The sequence below is a fragment of the Chryseobacterium sp. GM_Chr_2 genome (assembly GCF_026540445.1).
GTDB lineage: Bacteria > Bacteroidota > Bacteroidia > Flavobacteriales > Weeksellaceae > Chryseobacterium.
Map to the genome: position 1 here is coordinate 58,236 of NZ_JALNUD010000011.1, position 20,497 is coordinate 78,732.

Below are 20,497 nucleotides of genomic sequence, written 5' to 3' on the forward strand. Positions count from 1 at the left end.
CAAATGAAAAGAAACGTTGAATTGGTTGTCATTTCGGATGTTCACTTGGGAACTTATGGATGTAAGGCTAAAGAATTATTACGATATCTCAATTCCATTCAGCCAAAAACCTTGGTGCTGAATGGTGATATTATCGATATCTGGCAATTTAAAAAGTCTTATTTCCCTAAACCTCATTTGAAAGTAATTAAAAAAATTCTTTCACTGGCTACCAAAAATACAGATGTTTACTACATTACCGGAAATCACGACGAGATGTTCCGAAAGTTTACCGACTTCGAACTGGGTAAGCTGAAGGTTTGTAATAAAATTTGCCTCGATCTTAATCAAAAGAAAACCTGGATTTTTCACGGAGATGTTTTCGATGCATCTGTTCAACATTCAAAATGGATTGCCAAATTGGGTGGAAAGGGTTACGATTTATTAATTGTAATAAATAATGTTGTAAATTGGTTTTTAGAAAAAATGGGTAGAGAGAAATACTCTTTTTCAAAAAAAATTAAAAGCAACGTAAAAAAAGCGGTAAAGTATATCGGTGATTTTGAATTAACGGCTTCTGAACTGGCGATTGATAATCATTACGACTATGTAATTTGCGGGCATATCCATCAACCGCAGATTCGTGAGGTCGTGAATAAAAAAGGTTCCTGTACTTATATGAATTCCGGAGATTGGATCGAAAACCTTTCTGCTCTGGAATATCATAATAATGAATGGAAAATTTTTTATTACGATGAGCATAAACATTTGCTGAAAGACGATGAAGCGGAAGAAATTCAGGATATCGATAACTCTGAACTGCTGAAAATTGTAACCAACTTCACAAAATGAAAATCCTATACGCCTTTCAGGGAACAGGAAACGGTCATATTGCAAGAGCGCAGGAGATTATTCCTATTCTTAAAAAACATGTTTCTGTTGATACCCTTATCAGCGGTCACCAGTCGCAGTTAAAAGCCACTTTTGACCTTGATTATCAATATAAAGGTATTTCGCTGCTTTACGATAAAACTGGTGGATTATCCTATTGGAAAACATTTACGGAGAATAAATTTCTTGAAGCCATAAAAAATATCAACAATTTAGATTTATCAAAATACGATCTCATTATTAATGATTATGAACCATTGACGGGTTGGGCATGTAAAATGAGAAAGCTGCCGATGATTGAACTGAGTCATCAGGCTTCGATGCTTTTTAAGGAAACACCAAAACCTGAAAAGAAAGATTTTTTCGGAGAGATGATCTTGAAATATTATGTGCCGAGCGACCGAAAGATTGGTTTTCATTTTGAAAATTATCATCCCCAGATTAAAAAACCGGTGATCAGAAAAAAAATAAGAGATTTAAATCCTGATAAAAAAGGATATTATGTGGTTTATCTTCCGAGTTTTTCTGATGAAAATATTATTAAAGTTTTAAAACAAATTTCCGTCAAATGGAAAGTGTTTTCAAAATACAGCAAGCTTCAGCATAAAGAAAGCAATGTTGAAATTTTCCCAATTGATGAAATTCAATATTTGAAATCTTTTGAAAATTGTGACGGAATTTTGTGCAATGCCGGTTTTGAAACACCCGCCGAAGCGCTATTTATGGATAAAAAATTATTCGTGATTCCTATTCATAATCAATATGAACAGGAATGTAACGCCTGTGCTTTAGACAAAATGGGAATTCCGAATTCTAAAATTTTAGATCTGAAAGAAATTCAGGATTGGGTAGCTTCCGATCATCATCTTCAAGTGGATTATCCCAACGATATTGAAGAAATCCTGCTGAATGAAGTATTAGTTCTTTAGAAAAATATCTTCCACATCATTCATTCTTGTCATAACGGCTCTTGCATAAGAGCAGTGAGGATACACTTTCCATTGGTTTTCTCGTGCAAATTTTATGGCTTCTTCAACCAGATATTTGCCCATTCCGCGACCTTCAAATTCAGGATGTACCAAAACGAAAGAAATAATATATTTATTGTCTTCAGGAAAAATGGTATAAGTTAATCTACCGATTTCTTTGATTTCGTTATTTAAAGTAATGACTCCGCCGTTTCCTGATTTATTATTTTCGAATCTCATAATTTAAGTTTTAATGATTAGTAAAAATACAAAAACCGCACCGCAGCGATTTTGATGTACATCAAGAAAGGGAATTGGTGAATAGTGAATAAGTCAATTCATTTCATTCGTGAATTTTGGAAGGAATCAAACTCACCATTAACTTGCAAAGCAAAATTGACCATTCACTTTTAAATATCTTTCCCCGTATAATAATTATAATCCTTAATCACCACCCCAATAAATTGCCTTTCCGTCATTTTTGTATGCTCTATGTCGAGCTTTAAAATGCTTTTGATCTTGTTAGAAAGTTTGGTAATGATCTGTCGGTCATCAACGCGTAAAGCTTTTATATAATTGTCTTTAATGATTCTCATATCATTATCACTCAACGCAATAACTTGTGGAAAAGTTGGAATGTAATCGTCGTAAATATTTTCGAGAATCGTATGGGAAATATTGATATTGTTTTTTAAAGAAATAACTGCCGTTCCGGATGCAATGTCTCCCAAACGTTGGTTGTTTTTAGAAGCAATCATTGAAATAAGTCCGATAATGCCGCTCATCATCAAAATATCAATTAATCGAAAGATCCAACGGATAAGATAATCCCCAAAACTCGCCTGATAACCATCAATTTTCACCACACGTATTTTCATGACTTTTTTTCCCGGCGTTTGCCCTTCCATCAGGCTTTCCAGAACTAAAGTATAAATATGAATAGGAAATGTGATCGCAATATAAATTGCCATTTGCGACCATTGATCAAGCCCGTTCATAATCAGTCCCAATCCGAGAAATTCAAAACAAATGTAAAGCGTAACAATGACGTAAGCGATCTTGATCGCCAGATCAATAAAAAATGCAAGTATCCTGTCTCCCACACTGGCAATGTTGAAGTTAATATTTACATTTTGTGAGGTATTAATCGCAATTTGAGACATAATTTTTATTATTTTAGCCTTACAATTATGAGAGAAGTTTATTTTATTAAACAAAATAAAGAAAAATGGTTGGGAATTGAACAGGTTATTCAAGGGAAAATTAAAAAAAATCCTGATGACCTGTCTTCGTTGTATATTAATCTTGTCAACGATCTTGCCTTTGCCCAGACCTATTATCCGAAAAGTAATACAACGGTTTACCTGAATCATTTATCTTCTCAGATTTTCCAGAAAATTTATAAAACCAAAAGGGTAGAGCAGAACAGACTGCTTTATTTCTTCAAAACGGAAGTCCCGATGTTGGTGTATGAATACAGAAGATATTTACTGTATGCCTTTTTGTTTTTCATTCTTTTTACCTCTATTGGCGTTCTTTCAGGCGTTTATGATAAAGGTTTTGCCAATATTATTCTCGGCGAAGGTTATGTAAATGATACCATCGATAATATTAAAAAAGGAAATGCGGTTGGTGTTTACCAAAGCGGTTCAACTTGGGGAAGCACGATTGGGATTATTTTCAACAATATCGGAGTTGGTGCCAAGCTTTATATTTACGGAATTTTTGGCGGAGTTGGGACTTTATATGCTTTGCTTTCCAATTCTGTGATGTTGGGATCTTTTCAATATTTTTTCTATGATTACGGAGCTTTGAAAGACAGCGCAAGAGGAATTTGGCTTCACGGTGTTTTTGAAATCTTTGCGATGGTGGTAGAAGCGATGTGCGGATTGATTTTGGGAGCTTCTATTTTGTTTCCAAGAACCTATTCAAGGTTTGAATCTTTTAAAAACGGATTCAAAAATTCATTTAAAATATTTTTAAGCACCATTCCATTTACAATCTGTGCGGGAATCATAGAAGGTTACGTCACCAGACATGCCCTAAAAATGCCTTTAATTCTAAATTTAATAATCATCTTCGGATGTCTGGGAATTATCGGATTTTATTATTTTGTTTATCCTTATATTGTCAATAAAAACATTAATAGCCAAATCAATGATGCAGTTTTATAAAAAAAGAGATTTTGGAACTTTTATAAGTGACAGTTTCGCTTTTTTCAAATTATACGGAAAAAATTACTTTAAGAATTACCTTTTTATCAACGGTTTGCTGTTGATTCTGATGGTTGCGATTTTTATTTTCGGTTTTAAAGAATTATTCTCCACGATGTTTGGTTCCAACATAAACGGACAAGCCAATTATCTGGACAGTTATTTTGAAGATAATTTAGGAATGTTGATTACAGTCGGCATTTTAACATTTCTGCTTTTCATCGTTTTAATGATTATCAATTACCTGTATCCGGTATTTTACATGAAAAGAGTGGCACAGGGAAGTACGAAAGTAAAGACAGATGAAATTTTTAGCGATCTTAAAAATAATTTAGGAAGAATTGCCATTCTTTGTCTGGGAATGACGTTTTTGGTGACTCCTTTAGCATTAATTGTTCTGGGAATTTCATACGCGCTTATTTTAATTTTTATTGGAATTGTTCTGATCTTTTTAGTATATCCTACGGTTTTTAATGTGGTTACTTTCTTAATGTTTGATTATTTCAACACGGAAAAAGGATTCTTTGAAAGCCTTAGCTATGCGATGCGCGCGCAGTTTTCTTATCCCAATGGGAGAGAAAATTCTCCATATTGGAAATATTGGGGATCATCATTGGTGATTTTCGTCATTATGTATGTTATCACCACGATTTTTACGATGATTCCGATGCTGTTTTTTTACGGATCATTACTCACTTCTCCGTCATCGGCGCAATATGAAGAAAATCCTTTTACGGGAACTGTCGGGATTTTATTTTTCGTGATGTACGGAGTTTCCATGTTGGTTTCGTTATTACTTTCCAATTTAATGTACATTAATGCTGGATTAATGTATTACGACAGCAGAACAGACCTTCACCAAAAAGTTGAACTTGCAGAAATAGATACCATCGGCATCAATGAATAAAATTCTTATTTTTTTTCTGATCTTTTTTTCTGTAGGATCTACCTTTGCACAGAACGGCTATGATGAGCCCGTTGTGGAAGAATATGTAGATACGCTGAACACGGGACATTACAGAAATATGCTTCGTGCAGATTCTGTTTTACTTAAAAATCCGGTGACGGAAAATTCAACCTATCCGAAAAAATTCAAGGAAAATTTTAACTCAAAATATAAAGACAAAGAATTTGATTATTCTACGTCAAAACCTAGAGAATCTTTTCTTCAGAAGCTTCAGCGTAAGATATCGAAGATCATACAAACGATTTTCGGCACGTCTGTTTTCAATACTTCATCAAATGTCGCTTGGCTGGTAGTTCGTTTGTTGGGTATTCTTCTTGTCGGTTTTCTGCTGTATGTTATCATCAAATTTTTAATGAATCAAAATGGTGGTTTTTTCTTTGGCAAAAAGAATAAAAAAGTGGTTATTAATGAGCAGGAACTTCATGAAAATATCCATGAAATCAATTTTCCTCAAAGTATTGCCCAATTTGAAAATTCTGGAGATTACCGTTCAGCAGTTCGGTATCAGTTTTTATTTATCCTGAAAAAATTAAGTGATAAAAAGGTAATCAATTGGAATCCCGAAAAAACCAATAAAGATTATATTGCTGAATTAAAAGCAGCTCATCTGAAGAACGATTTTTCCAATCTTGCCTATATTTTCGATTATGTATGGTATGGGGAATTCAAGATCGATCAGCAGAGCTATCTTAAATTTAAAAATCAGTTTCAATCTTTTCAACCGTAATTAAATTTTTTCAAAATGAACAAAACTTTCAAAATATATGCTGCAATTTTCATCATCGTTATGGTGATTCTGGCATTGCTTGAAGTTAACAAAAAGGAGGTTGTAGATTGGCGAAAAAACTTTAATGTTACCCAAAAATCTCCTTTCGGGCTCTTTGTTTTTAATGAAGAAGTGAAAGGGCTTTTTAAGAATAAAATAGTAAAAATAGATCAATCGCCATTTGATTATTATAACGAGCATACAAAAGAAAAGCATAATATTCTAGTTATTGAAAGCGATATTGACAGCGAATCTTGGTCGAAAATTTTAAGTGAAGTTTCAAAAGGTTCGGATGCGATGATAATGGTTTCTGATATCCCGAAAGAAATTTCAGACAGCATCGGATATTATGATTCTGAAATTTCGTTTGAAGAGCAAAATGTGTTAAAACTTACGGATAAAAAATTCCGGAATGATTTTATAAAACTCGATAAATTTCCTTCAGGAAGAGGTTTTACTTATATTAAGCCCAATGTTGAAGTCTTAGGAAAAACGGTTGAAAAAAATAATCAGGATCAGGCTAATTTTATAAAAGTGAAATTCGGAAAAGGGAAGATTTATGTTCACAGCGAGCCACTTTTCATCACCAATTATTATTTGCTGAAGCCCGGAAATATAAAATATACGCAGGATGTTTTTTCGTATCTTGATGATAAAGAAACGCTTTGGTTTGTAAAAGGTAAAACCAGCGAATCGCGATTTTTCATGCGGTTTATTCTTTCAAATCCAGCTTTAAAGTATGCTTGGTGGGTGTTTTTAGGTGGATTATTGCTGTTTATTTTCTTTAATGCGAAACGAAAGCAGCGTATTGTTCCAAAGATAGAACCGCTGAAAAATACCTCGGTAGATTTCGTGAAAAGTATTGGCAATCTGTATCTTCAGGAAGGCGATTTTCATGATATGATGGCAAAAAAAGCACAATATTTCCTTAATAAAGTGAGAATGGATTTGCTAATTGATACTCAAAATTTAGATGAAGAGTTTGTGAAAAAACTTCAACTGAAAACAGGAAAACCAATCGAACTTATTCAGGAAGCGATTGATCTGATTAAAAAAGGTCAGGATCGTTATGCAAATGTAATGCAGGAAGATCTGGTTCGAATGAATAAAATTTTAGATGAGATTCTAAAATAAAAAAGGAGAGTCCCGAAGGGACGACTTAAAAAAGGATTGGATGAAAATCCAATTATATGAATAGGTAGTATTTAAAAATATCATTGTAATAATTCTCTGTTTATTGGTAAACTGTTACATTGATAAATTGTTAAATTATATTATATGGAAAACTTTGATAACCCAAATATAGAAGATCAAAATTCTATTCAATTCAATAAAAAAGAAGACGAATTTCAGTCAAGGATTGATATGATCGAACTTCGTACGAGTTTAGATAAAGTAAAAACAGAAATCGCAAAAGTAATTGTCGGTCAGGAAAACATGGTTGAACATCTTTTAGCGGCTCTTTTATCAAACGGACATGTTTTGATTGAAGGCGTTCCGGGAGTTGCGAAGACGATTACGGCAAAGTTACTCGCGAAAACAATTGACGTAGGCTTCAGCAGGATACAGTTTACACCGGATTTGATGCCTTCTGATATTCTTGGGACCTCAATTTTTAACGTAAAAAATTCTGAGTTTGAATTTAAAAAAGGTCCTATTTTCTCAAATTTTATTTTGATTGATGAAATTAACAGATCGCCCGCAAAAACGCAAGCAGCCTTATTTGAAGTGATGGAAGAACGCCAGATCACGATGGATGGAACGCGTTATATCATGGAAGAGCCTTTCTTGGTTGTGGCAACGCAAAACCCGATTGAGCATGAAGGAACATACAGACTCCCGGAAGCACAGCTCGACCGTTTTTTGTTCAAAATAAACGTAGGCTATCCTAATCTTGAGCAGGAAATTGCCATTATCAAAAATCAGCACGAAAGTAAGAAAGAAGATAAAACAGAAGTAGTGAATCGTGTGATCTCTTCACATCAACTGAAAAGTTATCAACAATTGGTAAAAGAAATCATTGTTGAAGCTCAGTTGATGGAATATATTGCAAAAATCATCATTAACACAAGAGAAAATCAGTTCTTATATTTAGGGGCTTCGCCAAGAGCAAGTTTGGCATTATTAACGGCATCGAAAGCTTTTGCGGCATTAAGAGGAAGAGATTTTGTTACGCCGGAAGACATCAAAGAGGCAAGTTACGCGGTTTTAAGACACAGAGTAATTGTATCGCCGGAAAGAGAAATGGAAGGCTTAACCGCAGACGAAATTATCAGACAAATTTTAGAGGGAATAGAGATTCCGAGGTAGGTTGCAGTTATTAGATTGCAGGTAGCAGGTTAGAGGTGTTAGGTTATAGTTTGCAATTCTGTGTTTAAAAATTTTATATATGGCTAATTTTAAAGAACTTTTAGTTTGGCAAAAATCTATTGATTTTGTAACCGAAATCTACAAGATAACTGATACCTTTCCTAAAGATGAAACCTTTGGTTTAAAATCTCAAGTAAGAAGAGCTTCCGTTTCGATTCCATCCAATATTGCTGAAGGAAATTCCAGAAGAAGTAAACCTGATTATTTACAGTTTTTAAAAATTTCAAGAGGAAGCTGTGCGGAAGTTGAAACTCAATTAATTATTTCTAAGAACCTCAAATTTTTAAATGAAGAAGAATATTTAAAATTAAATAATGATATTATCGAAATTTCGAAAATGCTAAACGGACTTATTAATTCTCTAAAATAAAACGCTCACAAAAACTGCAACCTAAAATCTTCTACTTGCAACCTATATAAATGAAAAACTTATACATCAATACCCGTTTTTTCTTCACGCTCATCGGTGTGGGGATTTTATATGTCTTTGCATTTTTCTTCCCTTTTTTGATGTGGGTGGCTCATATCGTTTTGCTGTTGTGCTTTTTGGCGGCGATGGTAGATTATTTACTGTTATTTAATCCGAAAGATACGGTGTTAGCGCAGCGAATTTTACCTGAAAAATTATCCAATGGGGATGAAAATCCGGTGAAAGTTGATGTTAAAAATAATTACGGGTTTAAGATTAATGTTAAAATTATTGATGAAATTCCGTTTCAGTTTCAGAAAAGGGATTTTGTCATTTCAAAACAAATCGATTCCGGAAAAAATACGTATTTCCAATATATTTTAGCACCGAAAGAAAGAGGAGAATACAGTTTTGGAAGCCTCAATATTTATGTGGAATCGCCGATTGGTTTGGTTTCAAAAAGGTTCAGGTTTCAGAAGGATGCAAGTTTGGCTTCTTATCCGTCTTTCATTCATCTTCGAAAGTATGAATTGATGGCTGTTCAGAGTGAATTTCTATTAGGTGGAATCAAGAAAGTCCGAAAACTGGGTCACACGATGGAATTTGAGCAGATCAAAGAATATGTTCCGGGCGATGACATTCGAACTATCAACTGGAAAGCAACTTCCAAGACGAATCGTTTGATGGTAAATCAGTTTCAGGATGAAAAATCACAGCGTATTTTTATGTTGATCGATACGGGAAGAACGATGAAAATGCCTTTTAAAGGATTGAGTTTGCTCGATTATTCCATCAATGCAGCAATGGCTTTATCACATATTATCCTGAAAAAAGGAGATCGTGCAGGAATGATGACTTTCTCAAAGAAAACGGAGAATAAAATTGCGGCGGAAAACAAATCGGGACAATTGAAGAAAATTTCTGAGGCGCTTTATAATATCAATACCAATTTTTTTGAAAGTGATTTCAACAGATTGTATCAGGATGTGAAATATTCCATCAATCAGAGAAGTTTGATTTTACTTTTTACCAATTTTGAAACACTGGATGGCTTAAACCGTCAGCTAAAATATCTTCGCGGAATTGCCAAAAATCATTTGCTGGTGGTTGTTTTCTTTAAAAATGCGGAATTGCAAACGTTGATTCATCAAAACCCTGAAAGTATGCAGGAAATTTATGATGAAATTATTGCTGAAAAATTTGAATTTGAAAAGAAACTCATTATTCAGGAACTTCGTAAATACGGTATTTATACGGTGTATACGCTCCCTGAAAATTTAAATATCGACGTTATCAATAAATATCTGGAGATAAAAGCGAGAGGAATTTTATAATTTTGCAAAAGGTTTATTAACAATAAATGCTTCGACTCCGCTCAGCATGACATCGCTAAAAATTTGCTGTTTAAAAACTGTTAATTAGAATGTCATGCTGAGTCTGTCGAAGCACTTTAAATATAATTTCAAAAATGAAAATAACACTTAATAGAATCAACGATGATTTTTTGTTTGAATGTACCAATTCTCAGGGAAATTCAATTCTTTTAGATAATACTTCGCAGCCGGGGGCAAAAGGTGTTTCACCAATGGAAAGTGTGATGATGGCAGTTGCGGGATGCAGTGGGATAGATGTGGTTTCTATTTTGAAAAAGCAAAGACAGGAAATTACAGATTTCAAAGCTGAGGTTGAAGGGGAGAGAGTGCAGGTGGAAGATGCAAAGCCTTTCAAGGCAATTAATGTAAAATTTCTTCTGGAAGGAAATATTGATCCTAAAAAAGCCCAGAAAGCCGCTCAGTTGTCTTTCGAAAAATATTGTTCTGTTTCTAAAACTTTAGAACCGAATGTAGAAATTGGGTACGAAGTTTTTGTGAACGGAGAAAAAGTTTAATTTTTTTAAATTCAATATAAAAAAATGCCGGACAATTACTGTCCGGCATTTCTGTTTAATTATAAAGTTTATGGTTATTTTTTGATTACTTTTTGTGTTTGAACAGAACCGTCTTTTAAATTCAATGATAGAATATAAACGCCTGTTTTTATTCCGTCTAATTGTAATGTTGAAGAAGGATTGTCGATTACTTTTACCGTTACTCCCGAAAGATCTGTAAGCGTTGCACGCTTTACATTTTCAGATTTTTCGATGCGTAAAACATCTGTAAAAGGATTAGGGTATGCTACAATTTTCTTCTCTGCTTTTGCTTCGTTTGTAGATAAATTAAGAGGTTCTAAAATGACAGTTACCTTCCAGCTGCCATCATTTACTTTATTATAAGATGCATCACAGCCAAGGTTTTCTCCACCCCATTTTCTCCATGCTCTCAATTCAAAATTAACAGCTCCTGTAAGACCATTTGCCAATGTTAAATCTGATCTGTTGTAAGAATATGTTCCTGCGTTGCTGCTTACCCCCGCTGCCACATCTGTTTCTGCTGTACCGTTGGTAGTACATACCAAAAGACTTCTTTGTTCAGACATCCATGCTCCAGATTGCGCGGTCATGGTATATGAAACTTTTGTAGATTTTATTTTATAACCTGTCGGTACGTTAACCGTAAGAGTTCCTGGGCAACTGGATGTAGAAGTATTGGTAGGATTATTATCACCAACGTATTCTGTATTAATGTCTCCTAATGTAAATGTTACAGGAACTTCACCAGTGGTAAATGATTGTGACTTCCAGAATCCATATGATGAACCTCCACAATTTGATCTTATCCAAAAATAATAGGTTTGCCCTGTTGTTAAGTTATCTAAAGTAACAGACGTAGTTCCTGCTGCTACACTTCCAGAAGGATTCGTTGTAGTTGTAGGTGGAGTTGGCGAAGTGCTATAGTAGTACTGATATCCTGAAGATGGATTACTCGCAGATGCCGTCCAGTTTACGGTAGCACTTGTAGGCGTTGTGGTTGCTGAAATATTGGTAGGCGCAAGACAAGGGTTGAAAGCGTCTGCCGAAAACGCAAAAATATTAGGAATTCCTCCTGTTCCGGATTTTGTTACCGTAACACTTTGTATTTCCTTGTTTTGGTTTGCAGCGTCAATTGCTAAAGGAATTTGATATAATCTAGGATTCGTTCCGCTTCCTGATTCAAGTACGTTGTTGTTTAAGTTAATTCTGCCAATTCCCTGAATAGCATAGTTGGTGCCTCCATACCAGTCAGAAATACTATTTCCGCTAAGGGTTTGTGTGGTATTATCGGTAAAGTTTACCGTAACGTCTACCGTACAAGCACCACTTCCTCCTGTTGCCAACATATAAAGGCTTATGGCTTTAAGAGGAGTTGCAAATATTAATGTTCCTGAATCACCTGATGCCTCTAATCTTAGAGAATTGTTTGAGCTGTAAGAAGCTAACTGATAAGTCAATCCCGGTGTTGAAGCTACTGCGGAAGTAAAGTTTCCGCTTATAGGAAGACCGTACGTAAGTGCAGTACTGCTTGAAGTAAGTTGAAAATCTCTTGAAATAAAGGCGTAGCTCACACCATCTACATCGGTACTTGTTGAAGTAGAAGCGGCTCCAACACCGTTAGCAATCACATCAGCATTAAATCCTGACTGGATTCCGATGGGTTGATATTCCTGAGCTTTCATGGTGTTGATAAACAGGCTGGTAAGAAGTAAGCCTGAAAGAGGTAGTAATTTTCCTTTCATAAAATACTTTTTTAGTTTTATAGCGCTAATATAAGCGTTTTCATGTAAATATTTCAATATATAACTTAAATTGATGTTAAATTTTAATGATATAAGCTGAATTGCTAATAAATTATAGTATGTCTTGTTATAAAAGTCATACTGAGAAAATAAAAACAGCCCACAAAAACTTGTGAGCTGCATGAAGATTGAAATTAACCCAATGATTAATTCTTAAAGACTTTCTTCGTGAAAGTTTCTTTTTCTGTTATTATTTTGAAAATATACATACATTTAAATATCTCACTTTTAAGTTAATAAATTTGAAAATGATAAAATATAAACGTAAAAAAGCCCCTTTAAAAAGAGGCTTATATCTATACTGTTAATCTTGGTTTCATCAATTTGGCGACTGTTGCCGTCCATCCTGTTTGATGGGAAGCACCGACTCCGCGACCGTTATCTCCATGAAAATATTCAAAGAATGTGATATAATCTTTAAAGTTTTCATCATAATTAAATTTTGCATTTCCACCGTTGAAAGGTCTCTGTCCAAATTCGTCTTTCAGAAAAATAGAGCATAATCTATTGCTGATATCATGAGCGACTTCATCAAGATTTCTCTTGTCTCCACTTCCCGTCGGAAGTTCTACTTTCAGGCTGTTTCCGTAATAAAAATGAAAACGCTGCAAACTTTCAACAATTAAAAAGTTGATTGGGAACCAAATCGGTCCGCGCCAGTTGCTATTTCCGCCAAACATTCGGCTGTCACTTTCTGCAGGCGTGTAATAAACCACATTTTCATTACCATGAACTGAAAATACAAACGGATTTTCTTCATATACTTTTGACATCGCACGAATTCCATATTGACTTAAAAACTCGTTTTCGTCAAGCATTCTTGTTAATACTTTTGTTAAACGGTTCTTACGGAGAATACTCATCAGGTGCTTTCTTCCGTGACCTTCCTCATCCCAATGTGAAACAAGTTTTGTTAATTCAGGTTTATTCTTTAGAACCCATTCCATTCTTGCTTGGAAATTCGGCATTTTTTCCAATAAATGATGGTCTACAATTTCTACTGCAAACATGGGAATTAAACCAACGATACTTCTCAATCGCAAAGAAACGCTGTCTCCATTTCCCAGTTGAAGTACATCGTAGAAAAATCCGTCTTCTTCGTTCCAAAGACCTTCTTTTCCGTCACCCAGATTTTCCATGGCTTCGGCAATATAAAGATAATGCTCAAAAAATTTGATCGCCATATCTTCATACACCTGATAATACTGAGCGAGTTCCATGGCGATTCGCATCATGTTCAGCGCGTACATCGCCATCCAGCTTGTTCCGTCCGCTTGCTCCAGGTGTTGTCCGTCTTGTAAAACTGTATTTCGGTCAAAAGCACCGATATTATCGAGTCCAAGGAAGCCTCCACCAAAAATATTTTTGCCGTTTTTATCTTTTCGGTTGACCCACCAAGTGAAATTCAGCAATAATTTTTGGAAAACTTTCTCTAAGAATAAAAGATCGGGCTTTCCGTTTTGCTTTTCATCAATTTTAAAAACTCGGAAACAAGACCAGGCATGAACTGGCGGATTGACATCACTCAAATTCCACTCGTAAGCCGGAAGTTGCCCGTTCGGGTGCATATACCATTCCTTTGTTAATAAGAGGAGCTGTCCTTTCGCAAATTCAGCATCAATAATTGCAAACGGAACACAGTGGAAGGCTAAGTCCCAGGTCGCATACCAAGGATATTCCCATTTATCGGGCATGGAAATAATATCTTTATTATGAAGATGATTCCATTCCGTATTTCTTACATAATTGTTGAAGTCTCTCGGAGCTTCGAAATTCGGATCACCTTTCAGCCATTTTCCGACATTGTAATGATAAAACTGTTTGTTCCAAAGTAGACCTGCAAAAGCCTGTCTTTGTACATTTTTTTCATCGTCGTTCGTTACATCATTCTGAATTTCATTATAAAATTCATTGGCTTCATCAATTCTGTTGTTTAAAATTTCATCAAACTGAGAAAAAGGATCATCCAGTTCGTCGGGCGACAATCTGAAATCAAAAGTTTTAGATGCTCCCGCAGCAATTATTTCATCTACTATAAATGAAGCTTTGGAACCTCTTTTTTCAGGATTTACGGTATTGCTTCCGTAAGTGATATAATCGTTAATTCCGTCTTTATAATAGGTATTTCCGGGATACGGGGAACCATATAATTTCGGAGCATTGGTTTCATTATCACAGAAAACACTTTCCGCATTCATATTTCGCGAATACAGTTTTTTGATGGAAATACTGTCGTGATTAATATTGATACAACCTTCCTGAGCAGCATTGGTTTGTCCTTTATACGTGTTATAGCCCCATTTCCAGTTATTTCTGAACCAAATCGTAGGTATCACCACAATAGGCGCATCCATCTGACTTCTGTTGCAAACCGTAACGCGAACCAAAATATCATTATGTTCAGCCTTGGCATATTCAATAAAAATATCAAAATATTCATCGTTATCAAAAATTCCTGTGTCGATAATCTCGTATTCAGGTTCTTTTTTGCTTCTTCTGGCATTTTCGGCACGAATATCATCATAAGGAAATGCGTTGATAGGATATTTGTACACCAGCTTCATATAGCTATGGGTAGGCGTATTATCCAGATAATAAAAAATTTCCTTAATGTCTTCTCCGTGATTTCCCTGAGGGTTGCTCAGCCCGAAGAATCGCTCTTTTACCCTTTTATCTTTCTTGTTCCAAAAGGATAGGGCAAAACAGAAAAGCTGTTTCACATCAGAGATTCCCGCAATGCCTTCTTCCCCCCAACGATAGGCGTAGCTTTCTGCGGAATTATGATTGGCGAAATTCCATGCATCGCCGTTGGAGCTGTAGTCTTCCCGTACATTTCCCCATTGGCGGTTGCTTACGTAAGGTCCCCAGTTTTTCCAGTTTTTATCTTGTAATCTTTGTTTTTCGGCAATCATATTTCATCAATTTTCTATACGAAGTTAGTTTTTTTGATAAAAAATTCCAACTTTACGAATCTGAAAAATAGTTAACATTGCTTTGAAAACCTTTTGTTTATCAGTGTTTCGAATATTAAATTAAATTTTTATAAATATTTAAAAGAAATGTTTTATCTTTGCACCATTCGATCATTCAAATATTGAAAATGTTATCAAGAAAGGTTGAGGGATTAGACCCTGTGAAACCTTAGCAACCCTTTGCGCAAGCGAAGAAGGTGCTACGTTCTACCAAAATTATTTTGGACAGATAACTACTGAATCTTTTTTCAGCCATTTCCTGTGGCATTTTCAATTGTATTATCAAAAAGTATAATAGAATTGAAAACAGAATTAAACTATATTAATCTTTCGTATCAAACAAATTCCGGTAAGGAATGTCATATCTTGTTGAGCTATCAGCTTTTCGGGCAAGAATTGTTTTCGTCACCTATCATTTTAGTTAATCATGCTTTAACGGGAAATTCTAATGTTTCCGGTGATAAAGGCTGGTGGAAACAATTAATTGGTGAAGGTCAGGTTATTGATACAAATAAATATACGATTCTGTGCTTCAATATTCCCGGAAACGGATTTGATGATTTTTTAATTGATGAATACGAAGATTTCGCGCCTTCAGATATTGCTAATATCTTTTTACAAGGACTTGAAAGTTTACATATTACAAGTTTATACGCCATTGTTGGGGGCTCTTTGGGAGGAGGAATCGGTTGGGAAATGCTGGTGAAAAAGCCAAATCTTGCCGAAATTTTCATTCCTATTGCCTGTGATTATAAAACCCACGATTGGCTTCACGCACAATGTCTGGTTCAGAAATTTTTATTAAATCAAGAAAATGAACCTTTGCAAAAAGCAAGAATTCATGCCATGTTGTGTTACCGAACACCGGAATCGTTAAATGATAGATTTCAAAATAAATACAATCAGGAAAAACAAAGATTGGAATCAGAAGATTGGCTGATTTATCACGGAAATTCTTTAAACGAACGATTTAGTTTAAAGTCTTACAAGCTGATGAATCATTTACTGATGAATTTGAATGTTGATGAATCTCAATTGGAAAAAATTCAGGCACGAATGCACATGATCTCTGTAGATACAGATTTGTTTTTCCCGGCTTCTGAAATTCGAAGGTGTTTTGAAAAGCTGAAAGAGAAAAAGGAAAATGTTTTTTATCACGAGATCACCTCAATTCATGGGCACGACGCCTTTTTAATGGAATATAAACAATTAAATAATATCATAAAACTTATTCTGAATATATGACAACATCAGATACGATAAACATTTATCGAAACAAAGCGCTGGTAAACTTTGAAGGGAAAGACTTTTTAGGACACATCGGCATCGATTCCCGAATTTTCAAAGTATTAAATGAAGAAGGAATAAGCGTTGGCGTAATTTCTCAGCAGGCGATTGAAAACGGAATTTCTGTTTTGGTAGATGAAAAAGATGCGGAAGATGCAGTGCGTGTGCTGCAGGAAGAATTTAAAAAAGAAAAATCGAACGGGGCGGTAAGCAATATTTACAATATCAGTAATGTGGCGGTTATTGGTTTCGTTTCGGAAAATTATAGCAAAATACTTTCTGAACTTCAGAGAAATAAAATATTTCCGCTTTTGTTGAATCAAATTGCTTCGGCGGGAAGAGTAAATATCGTGGTAACCGATAATCAGACAGAAATTGCAAAAAATATTGTTGAAACTGAAATTTACGGAAAACCGAAAGTCGTTCATTTAGCATTGATCGGTCACGGAAATGTGGGCGGAACGTTGGTGGAACAGATTTTAGATTCTGAACATGATATTCTGAAACGTAAAAGATTACAGTTGAAAATTGTAGCCATTGCCAATTCAAAGAAAATGGCTTTGAACAAAGGCGGTTTTGGAAGCGACTGGAGACAGAAGGTTAATTATTCTCAAACAGATTCCAGCATTGAAAGCCTGATCGGATATGCAAAAGAGCACCATCTGGAAAATCTGGTAATGGTAGATAATACGGCGAGTAAAGATTTTGTGAAGCATTATGATGCGTTTGTAGATAACGGTTTTGATATTGTTTCTTCCAACAAAATTTATAATACGCTGCCGATTGCCACTTATAGAAATTTAAGAAAATCTTTAGAGAAAAATAAAAAGAAATATTTATACGAAACCAATGTTGGTGCAGGTTTGCCATTAATTGATACGATTAAATTGCTACACCTTTCGGGAGAGAATATCACAAGAATTAAAGGAGTTTTCTCAGGAACATTGAGCTATGTTTTCAACAATTTTTCGTTGAGAGAGGATAAGTTTTCCACAATCATCAACGAAGCGCTGGAAAAAGGATATACAGAGCCGGATCCCAGAGAAGATCTGTCTGGAAGCGATGTTGCCAGAAAATTATTGATCTTGGCAAGAGAATTAGATCTGATTAATGAATTTGAAGATATTAACATTCAGAATTTGGTTCCTGAAAATTTACTTTCTGTTTCAAAATCAGAATTCCTTTCAAGACTGGAAGAATTAGACGAAGAATATCAAAAAATTAAAGAAGATCAAGAACCGGATCATGTGTTAAGATATGTTGGAGATCTTCACGGAGATTTGCAGAAAGAAAAAGGTGAGTTGGATGTAAAATTGATTTCTGTACCTGCAACCTCTGCTTTAGGACAGTTAAAAGGTTCAGACTCTATCTTCGAGATCTATACCGAAAGTTATGGTGAAAATCCAATCGTAATCATGGGAGCCGGAGCCGGAGCTAAAGTAACGGCAAGAGGTGTTTTCGGAGATATTTTAAGAGTAAGCGAAACGAAATAATCAATGAACCCGAAGGGTTCAATATCAATAGCCGTAGGTGAAACCTATGGAAAAAATAAAAATATAACAGTAAAGTAATGTATCAGTTTGAATAATAAGATTTTAAATTAATATATTTCTAAAAAGATAAATAAGTTTATGAGCGAAAATTTTCAACCAGAAACTAACAACGAGCAACTTTCAAATTTTGAAACGCTTGCCATCAGAACCCAAACCGAAAGAACTCAGTTTGACGAGCATTCAACGCCATTATATCTAACATCCAGTTTTATTTTTCAGGATGCGGAAGATATGAGAGCGAGCTTTGCAGAAGAAAAACCGAAGAATTTATACAGCCGATTTTCAAATCCAAATGTAACGGAATTCACAGATAAAATTGCTAAAATGGAAGGTGCTGAAGCAGGCTATGCTTTCGCAACGGGAATGGCAGCGATTTATTCAACATTTGCGACTTTGTTAAATGCTGGCGATCATATCGTAAGCTGTCAGTCGGTTTTCGGATCTACGCACACATTGTTTACAAAATATTTCCCGAAATGGAATATTGAAACAACTTATTTCAAAGCCGAAGATGCGGAAAATGTTGAAAAATATATACAACCGAATACGAAAATTTTATATCTGGAAACACCAACAAATCCTGCGATTGAGGTTTTAGATTTAGAATTTTTCGGAAAAATAGCAAAAAAGCATAACTTAATTTTCATTGTGGATAACTGTTTCGCAACACCATATTTGCAGCAGCCGATTAAATATGGAGCCGATATTGTTGTACATTCTGCAACGAAACTAATTGATGGTCAGGGCCGTGTGTTGGGTGGAGTAGCAGTTGGAAGAGAAGATCTGATTCGTGAAATTTATCTTTTCGCAAGAAATACAGGTCCTGCAATGTCACCTTTCAATGCTTGGGTATTGTCAAAAAGCTTGGAAACTTTAGCGATCCGTGTTGAAAAACATTGTGAAAATGCGTTAAAGGTAGCTGAGTTTTTAGAAAGTCATCCAAATGTAGATTTGGTGAAATATCCTTTCCTGCCATCTCATCCAAGTTATGAAGTGGCAAAAAAGCAAATGAAATTAGGTGGAAATATCGTCGCATTTGAAATCAAGGGCGGAATTGAAGGCGGGAGAAACTTTTTAGATAAAATTAAAATGTGTTCCCTTTCTGCAAACCTTGGTGATACGAGAACAATCGTTACGCATCCGGCTTCTACAACGCATTCTAAATTGTCAGACGAAGAAAGAAATGAAGTGGGAATTACAGCAGGCTTGGTTCGTTGCTCGGTTGGTTTAGAAAATGTGGATGATATTATTGCAGATTTGAAACAGGCATTGGATTAATGGCGAACCCGAAGGGTTCAATAATAATAACCGTAGGTGTAACCTATGGGAAAAAATATAAAAAATGAAAAATTCAGAACAACTATACAAAGCATTATCCGAAAGAATTTTAATTCTCGACGGAGCGATGGGAACCATGCTTCAGCGATACAAATTCGAGGAAGAAGACTATCGTGGCGAGCGTTTCAAAGATTGGGAACATCCGGTAAAAGGAAACAACGATCTACTTTCTTTAACGCAGCCTCACGCTATTGAAGAAGTTCACAGAAAATACTTAGAAGCTGGAGCTGATATTTTGGAAACAAATACATTTTCCGGAACGACGATTGCAATGGCAGATTATCACATGGAAGAGTTGGTGTATGAACTGAATTATGAATCTGCGAAAATTGCAAGAAAAGTCTGTGATGAATTCACCGCTCAAAATCCGGATAAGCCGAGATTTGTAGCAGGTTCTATCGGGCCAACCAACAGAACGGCAAGTTTAAGTCCAGACGTAAACGATCCGGGTTACAGAGCCATTACGTTTGAAGAATTGAGAGTTGCCTACAAACAACAGTGTGAAGCTTTATTAGACGGAGGTTCAGATATTTTATTGGTTGAAACTATTTTTGATACCTTAAATGCAAAAGCTGCTTTATTTGCGATTGATGAAATTCAGGATGAAAGAGGAATAAAAATCCCGATCATGGTTTCAGGAACGATTACCGATGCTTCGGGAAGAACATTGAGCGGACAAACGGCAGAAGCATTTTTAATCTCCGTTTCGCATTTGAATTTATTAAGTGTGGGTTTCAACTGTGCGTTGGGTGCAAACCAATTAACTCCGTATTTGGAAACTTTAGCTCATAATTCAGAATTTGCTGTCTCGGCATATCCGAATGCGGGTTTACCGAATGCTTTCGGTCAGTACGACGAAACTCCTGACGATATGGCAAGCCAGATCAAGGAATATGTTGAAAAAGGATTAATCAATATTATCGGAGGTTGCTGCGGAACAACGCCGGAACATATCAAAGCAATAGCCGATCTTGTTGAAAAATATGAACCAAGAAAGGTTAATGTAACAATATAATAATTTATCAAGGTAACAATCTTCTTAAAGAATCTATTGGTGAACTACTACATTAATA

General features: G+C 35.2%; 18 protein-coding genes and 1 riboswitch. Of the genes, 14 read left to right on the forward strand and 4 right to left on the reverse strand.

From position 1 onward, the window contains the following. The first annotated feature begins 3 nt into the window (after positions 1–3). Both OXQ85_RS16170 and OXQ85_RS16175 read left to right on the forward strand, forming a co-directional pair. A complete protein-coding gene (locus tag OXQ85_RS16170) occupies positions 4–831 on the forward strand; it encodes a UDP-2,3-diacylglucosamine diphosphatase (RefSeq protein ID WP_267405813.1) in 828 nt (275 codons plus the stop codon). Beyond that, the gene (locus OXQ85_RS16175) at positions 828–1,799 is read left to right on the forward strand and encodes a glycosyltransferase family protein (protein WP_267405814.1); all 972 of its coding nucleotides are present in this window, start codon (positions 828–830) and stop codon (positions 1,797–1,799) included. The genes OXQ85_RS16170 and OXQ85_RS16175 overlap by 4 nt, the downstream gene beginning before the upstream one ends. Here OXQ85_RS16175 and OXQ85_RS16180 read toward each other — a convergent pair. Then, positions 1,788–2,078 carry a GNAT family N-acetyltransferase gene (locus OXQ85_RS16180; protein WP_267405815.1) on the reverse strand — a complete coding sequence of 97 codons (291 nt, stop codon included), beginning with the start codon at positions 2,076–2,078 and terminating at the stop codon, positions 1,788–1,790. The two genes, OXQ85_RS16175 and OXQ85_RS16180, sit on opposite strands and share 12 nt — an antisense overlap. A gap of 170 nt (positions 2,079–2,248) precedes the next feature. After that, on the reverse strand, positions 2,249–3,001 hold the full coding sequence (locus OXQ85_RS16185) for an RDD family protein (RefSeq protein ID WP_267405816.1): 753 nt from the start codon (positions 2,999–3,001) through the stop codon (positions 2,249–2,251). Between the two features lie 27 nt (positions 3,002–3,028). Between OXQ85_RS16185 and OXQ85_RS16190 the strand changes: the two genes are divergently transcribed. The 8 genes from OXQ85_RS16190 (at position 3,029) to OXQ85_RS16225 (ending at position 10,451) form a co-directional block, all read left to right on the forward strand. Continuing rightward, the gene (locus tag OXQ85_RS16190) at positions 3,029–4,012 is read left to right on the forward strand and encodes a stage II sporulation protein M (RefSeq protein ID WP_267405817.1); all 984 of its coding nucleotides are present in this window, start codon (positions 3,029–3,031) and stop codon (positions 4,010–4,012) included. Continuing rightward, positions 3,996–4,958, forward strand: a complete 963-nt coding sequence (locus tag OXQ85_RS16195) for a DUF4013 domain-containing protein (RefSeq protein ID WP_267405818.1) — start codon at positions 3,996–3,998, stop codon at positions 4,956–4,958. Before OXQ85_RS16190 ends, OXQ85_RS16195 begins: the two co-directional genes overlap by 17 nt. Continuing rightward, a complete protein-coding gene (locus tag OXQ85_RS16200; protein ID WP_267405819.1) occupies positions 4,951–5,745 on the forward strand; it encodes a DUF4129 domain-containing protein in 795 nt (264 codons plus the stop codon). Before OXQ85_RS16195 ends, OXQ85_RS16200 begins: the two co-directional genes overlap by 8 nt. A 15-nt stretch (positions 5,746–5,760) precedes the next feature. Then, positions 5,761–6,918, forward strand: coding sequence for a DUF4350 domain-containing protein (locus OXQ85_RS16205; protein ID WP_267405821.1), 1,158 nt, complete (start codon positions 5,761–5,763; stop codon positions 6,916–6,918). 231 nt (positions 6,919–7,149) lie between these two features. Continuing rightward, entirely contained in the window at positions 7,150–8,094 is a 945-nt protein-coding gene (locus OXQ85_RS16210; protein WP_267405960.1) for a MoxR family ATPase, read from the forward strand. Between the two features lie 79 nt (positions 8,095–8,173). Then, positions 8,174–8,524, forward strand: a complete 351-nt coding sequence (locus OXQ85_RS16215) for a four helix bundle protein (protein ID WP_267405822.1) — start codon at positions 8,174–8,176, stop codon at positions 8,522–8,524. 50 nt (positions 8,525–8,574) lie between these two features. Then, a complete protein-coding gene (locus OXQ85_RS16220) occupies positions 8,575–9,897 on the forward strand; it encodes a DUF58 domain-containing protein (RefSeq protein ID WP_267405823.1) in 1,323 nt (440 codons plus the stop codon). Positions 9,898–10,031: 134 nt separating this feature from the next. Then, complete coding sequence (locus OXQ85_RS16225; protein ID WP_267405824.1) at positions 10,032–10,451, forward strand: OsmC family protein; 420 nt, start codon at positions 10,032–10,034, stop codon at positions 10,449–10,451. Positions 10,452–10,525: 74 nt separating this feature from the next. Here the strand turns inward: OXQ85_RS16225 and OXQ85_RS16230 are convergent, their stop codons facing one another. Then, entirely contained in the window at positions 10,526–12,214 is a 1,689-nt protein-coding gene (locus OXQ85_RS16230; RefSeq protein ID WP_267405825.1) for a T9SS type A sorting domain-containing protein, read from the reverse strand. A gap of 356 nt (positions 12,215–12,570) precedes the next feature. Beyond that, positions 12,571–15,186, reverse strand: a complete 2,616-nt coding sequence (locus OXQ85_RS16235; RefSeq protein WP_267405827.1) for a glucosidase — start codon at positions 15,184–15,186, stop codon at positions 12,571–12,573. A gap of 188 nt (positions 15,187–15,374) precedes the next feature. Continuing rightward, positions 15,375–15,482, forward strand: a riboswitch (SAM riboswitch). Positions 15,483–15,546: 64 nt separating this feature from the next. Between OXQ85_RS16235 and OXQ85_RS16240 the strand changes: the two genes are divergently transcribed. From OXQ85_RS16240 to OXQ85_RS16255, 4 genes are all read left to right on the forward strand, one after another. Further along, positions 15,547–16,491: an alpha/beta fold hydrolase gene (locus tag OXQ85_RS16240; protein ID WP_267405829.1), complete on the forward strand. Its 945-nt coding sequence runs from the start codon at positions 15,547–15,549 to the stop codon at positions 16,489–16,491. Continuing rightward, positions 16,488–18,026, forward strand: coding sequence for an ACT domain-containing protein (locus OXQ85_RS16245; RefSeq protein WP_267405831.1), 1,539 nt, complete (start codon positions 16,488–16,490; stop codon positions 18,024–18,026). Before OXQ85_RS16240 ends, OXQ85_RS16245 begins: the two co-directional genes overlap by 4 nt. Positions 18,027–18,164: 138 nt before the next feature. After that, a complete protein-coding gene (locus tag OXQ85_RS16250) occupies positions 18,165–19,364 on the forward strand; it encodes an O-succinylhomoserine sulfhydrylase (RefSeq protein WP_267405832.1) in 1,200 nt (399 codons plus the stop codon). A gap of 64 nt (positions 19,365–19,428) precedes the next feature. Beyond that, on the forward strand, positions 19,429–20,439 hold the full coding sequence (locus OXQ85_RS16255; RefSeq protein WP_267405833.1) for a homocysteine S-methyltransferase family protein: 1,011 nt from the start codon (positions 19,429–19,431) through the stop codon (positions 20,437–20,439). Positions 20,440–20,497 lie beyond the last annotated feature (58 nt).

Bases quoted from the DNA above. Each gene is read 5' to 3' on its own strand.
- OXQ85_RS16175 (WP_267405814.1), top strand. From the start codon at position 828: ATGAAAATCCTATACGCCTTTCAGGGAACAGGAAACGGTCATATTGCA.
- OXQ85_RS16185 (WP_267405816.1), bottom strand. From the start codon at position 3,001: ATGTCTCAAATTGCGATTAATACCTCACAAAATGTAAATATTAACTTC.
- OXQ85_RS16205 (WP_267405821.1), top strand. From the start codon at position 5,761: ATGAACAAAACTTTCAAAATATATGCTGCAATTTTCATCATCGTTATG.
- OXQ85_RS16200 (WP_267405819.1), top strand. From the start codon at position 4,951: ATGAATAAAATTCTTATTTTTTTTCTGATCTTTTTTTCTGTAGGATCT.
- OXQ85_RS16250 (WP_267405832.1), top strand. From the start codon at position 18,165: ATGAGCGAAAATTTTCAACCAGAAACTAACAACGAGCAACTTTCAAAT.
- OXQ85_RS16225 (WP_267405824.1), top strand. From the start codon at position 10,032: ATGAAAATAACACTTAATAGAATCAACGATGATTTTTTGTTTGAATGT.
- OXQ85_RS16245 (WP_267405831.1), top strand. From the start codon at position 16,488: ATGACAACATCAGATACGATAAACATTTATCGAAACAAAGCGCTGGTA.
- OXQ85_RS16170 (WP_267405813.1), top strand. From the start codon at position 4: ATGAAAAGAAACGTTGAATTGGTTGTCATTTCGGATGTTCACTTGGGA.
- OXQ85_RS16255 (WP_267405833.1), top strand. From the start codon at position 19,429: ATGAAAAATTCAGAACAACTATACAAAGCATTATCCGAAAGAATTTTA.
- OXQ85_RS16235 (WP_267405827.1), bottom strand. From the start codon at position 15,186: ATGATTGCCGAAAAACAAAGATTACAAGATAAAAACTGGAAAAACTGG.
- OXQ85_RS16180 (WP_267405815.1), bottom strand. From the start codon at position 2,078: ATGAGATTCGAAAATAATAAATCAGGAAACGGCGGAGTCATTACTTTA.
- OXQ85_RS16190 (WP_267405817.1), top strand. From the start codon at position 3,029: ATGAGAGAAGTTTATTTTATTAAACAAAATAAAGAAAAATGGTTGGGA.
- OXQ85_RS16210 (WP_267405960.1), top strand. From the start codon at position 7,150: ATGATCGAACTTCGTACGAGTTTAGATAAAGTAAAAACAGAAATCGCA.
- OXQ85_RS16195 (WP_267405818.1), top strand. From the start codon at position 3,996: ATGATGCAGTTTTATAAAAAAAGAGATTTTGGAACTTTTATAAGTGAC.
- OXQ85_RS16230 (WP_267405825.1), bottom strand. From the start codon at position 12,214: ATGAAAGGAAAATTACTACCTCTTTCAGGCTTACTTCTTACCAGCCTG.
- OXQ85_RS16215 (WP_267405822.1), top strand. From the start codon at position 8,174: ATGGCTAATTTTAAAGAACTTTTAGTTTGGCAAAAATCTATTGATTTT.
- OXQ85_RS16220 (WP_267405823.1), top strand. From the start codon at position 8,575: ATGAAAAACTTATACATCAATACCCGTTTTTTCTTCACGCTCATCGGT.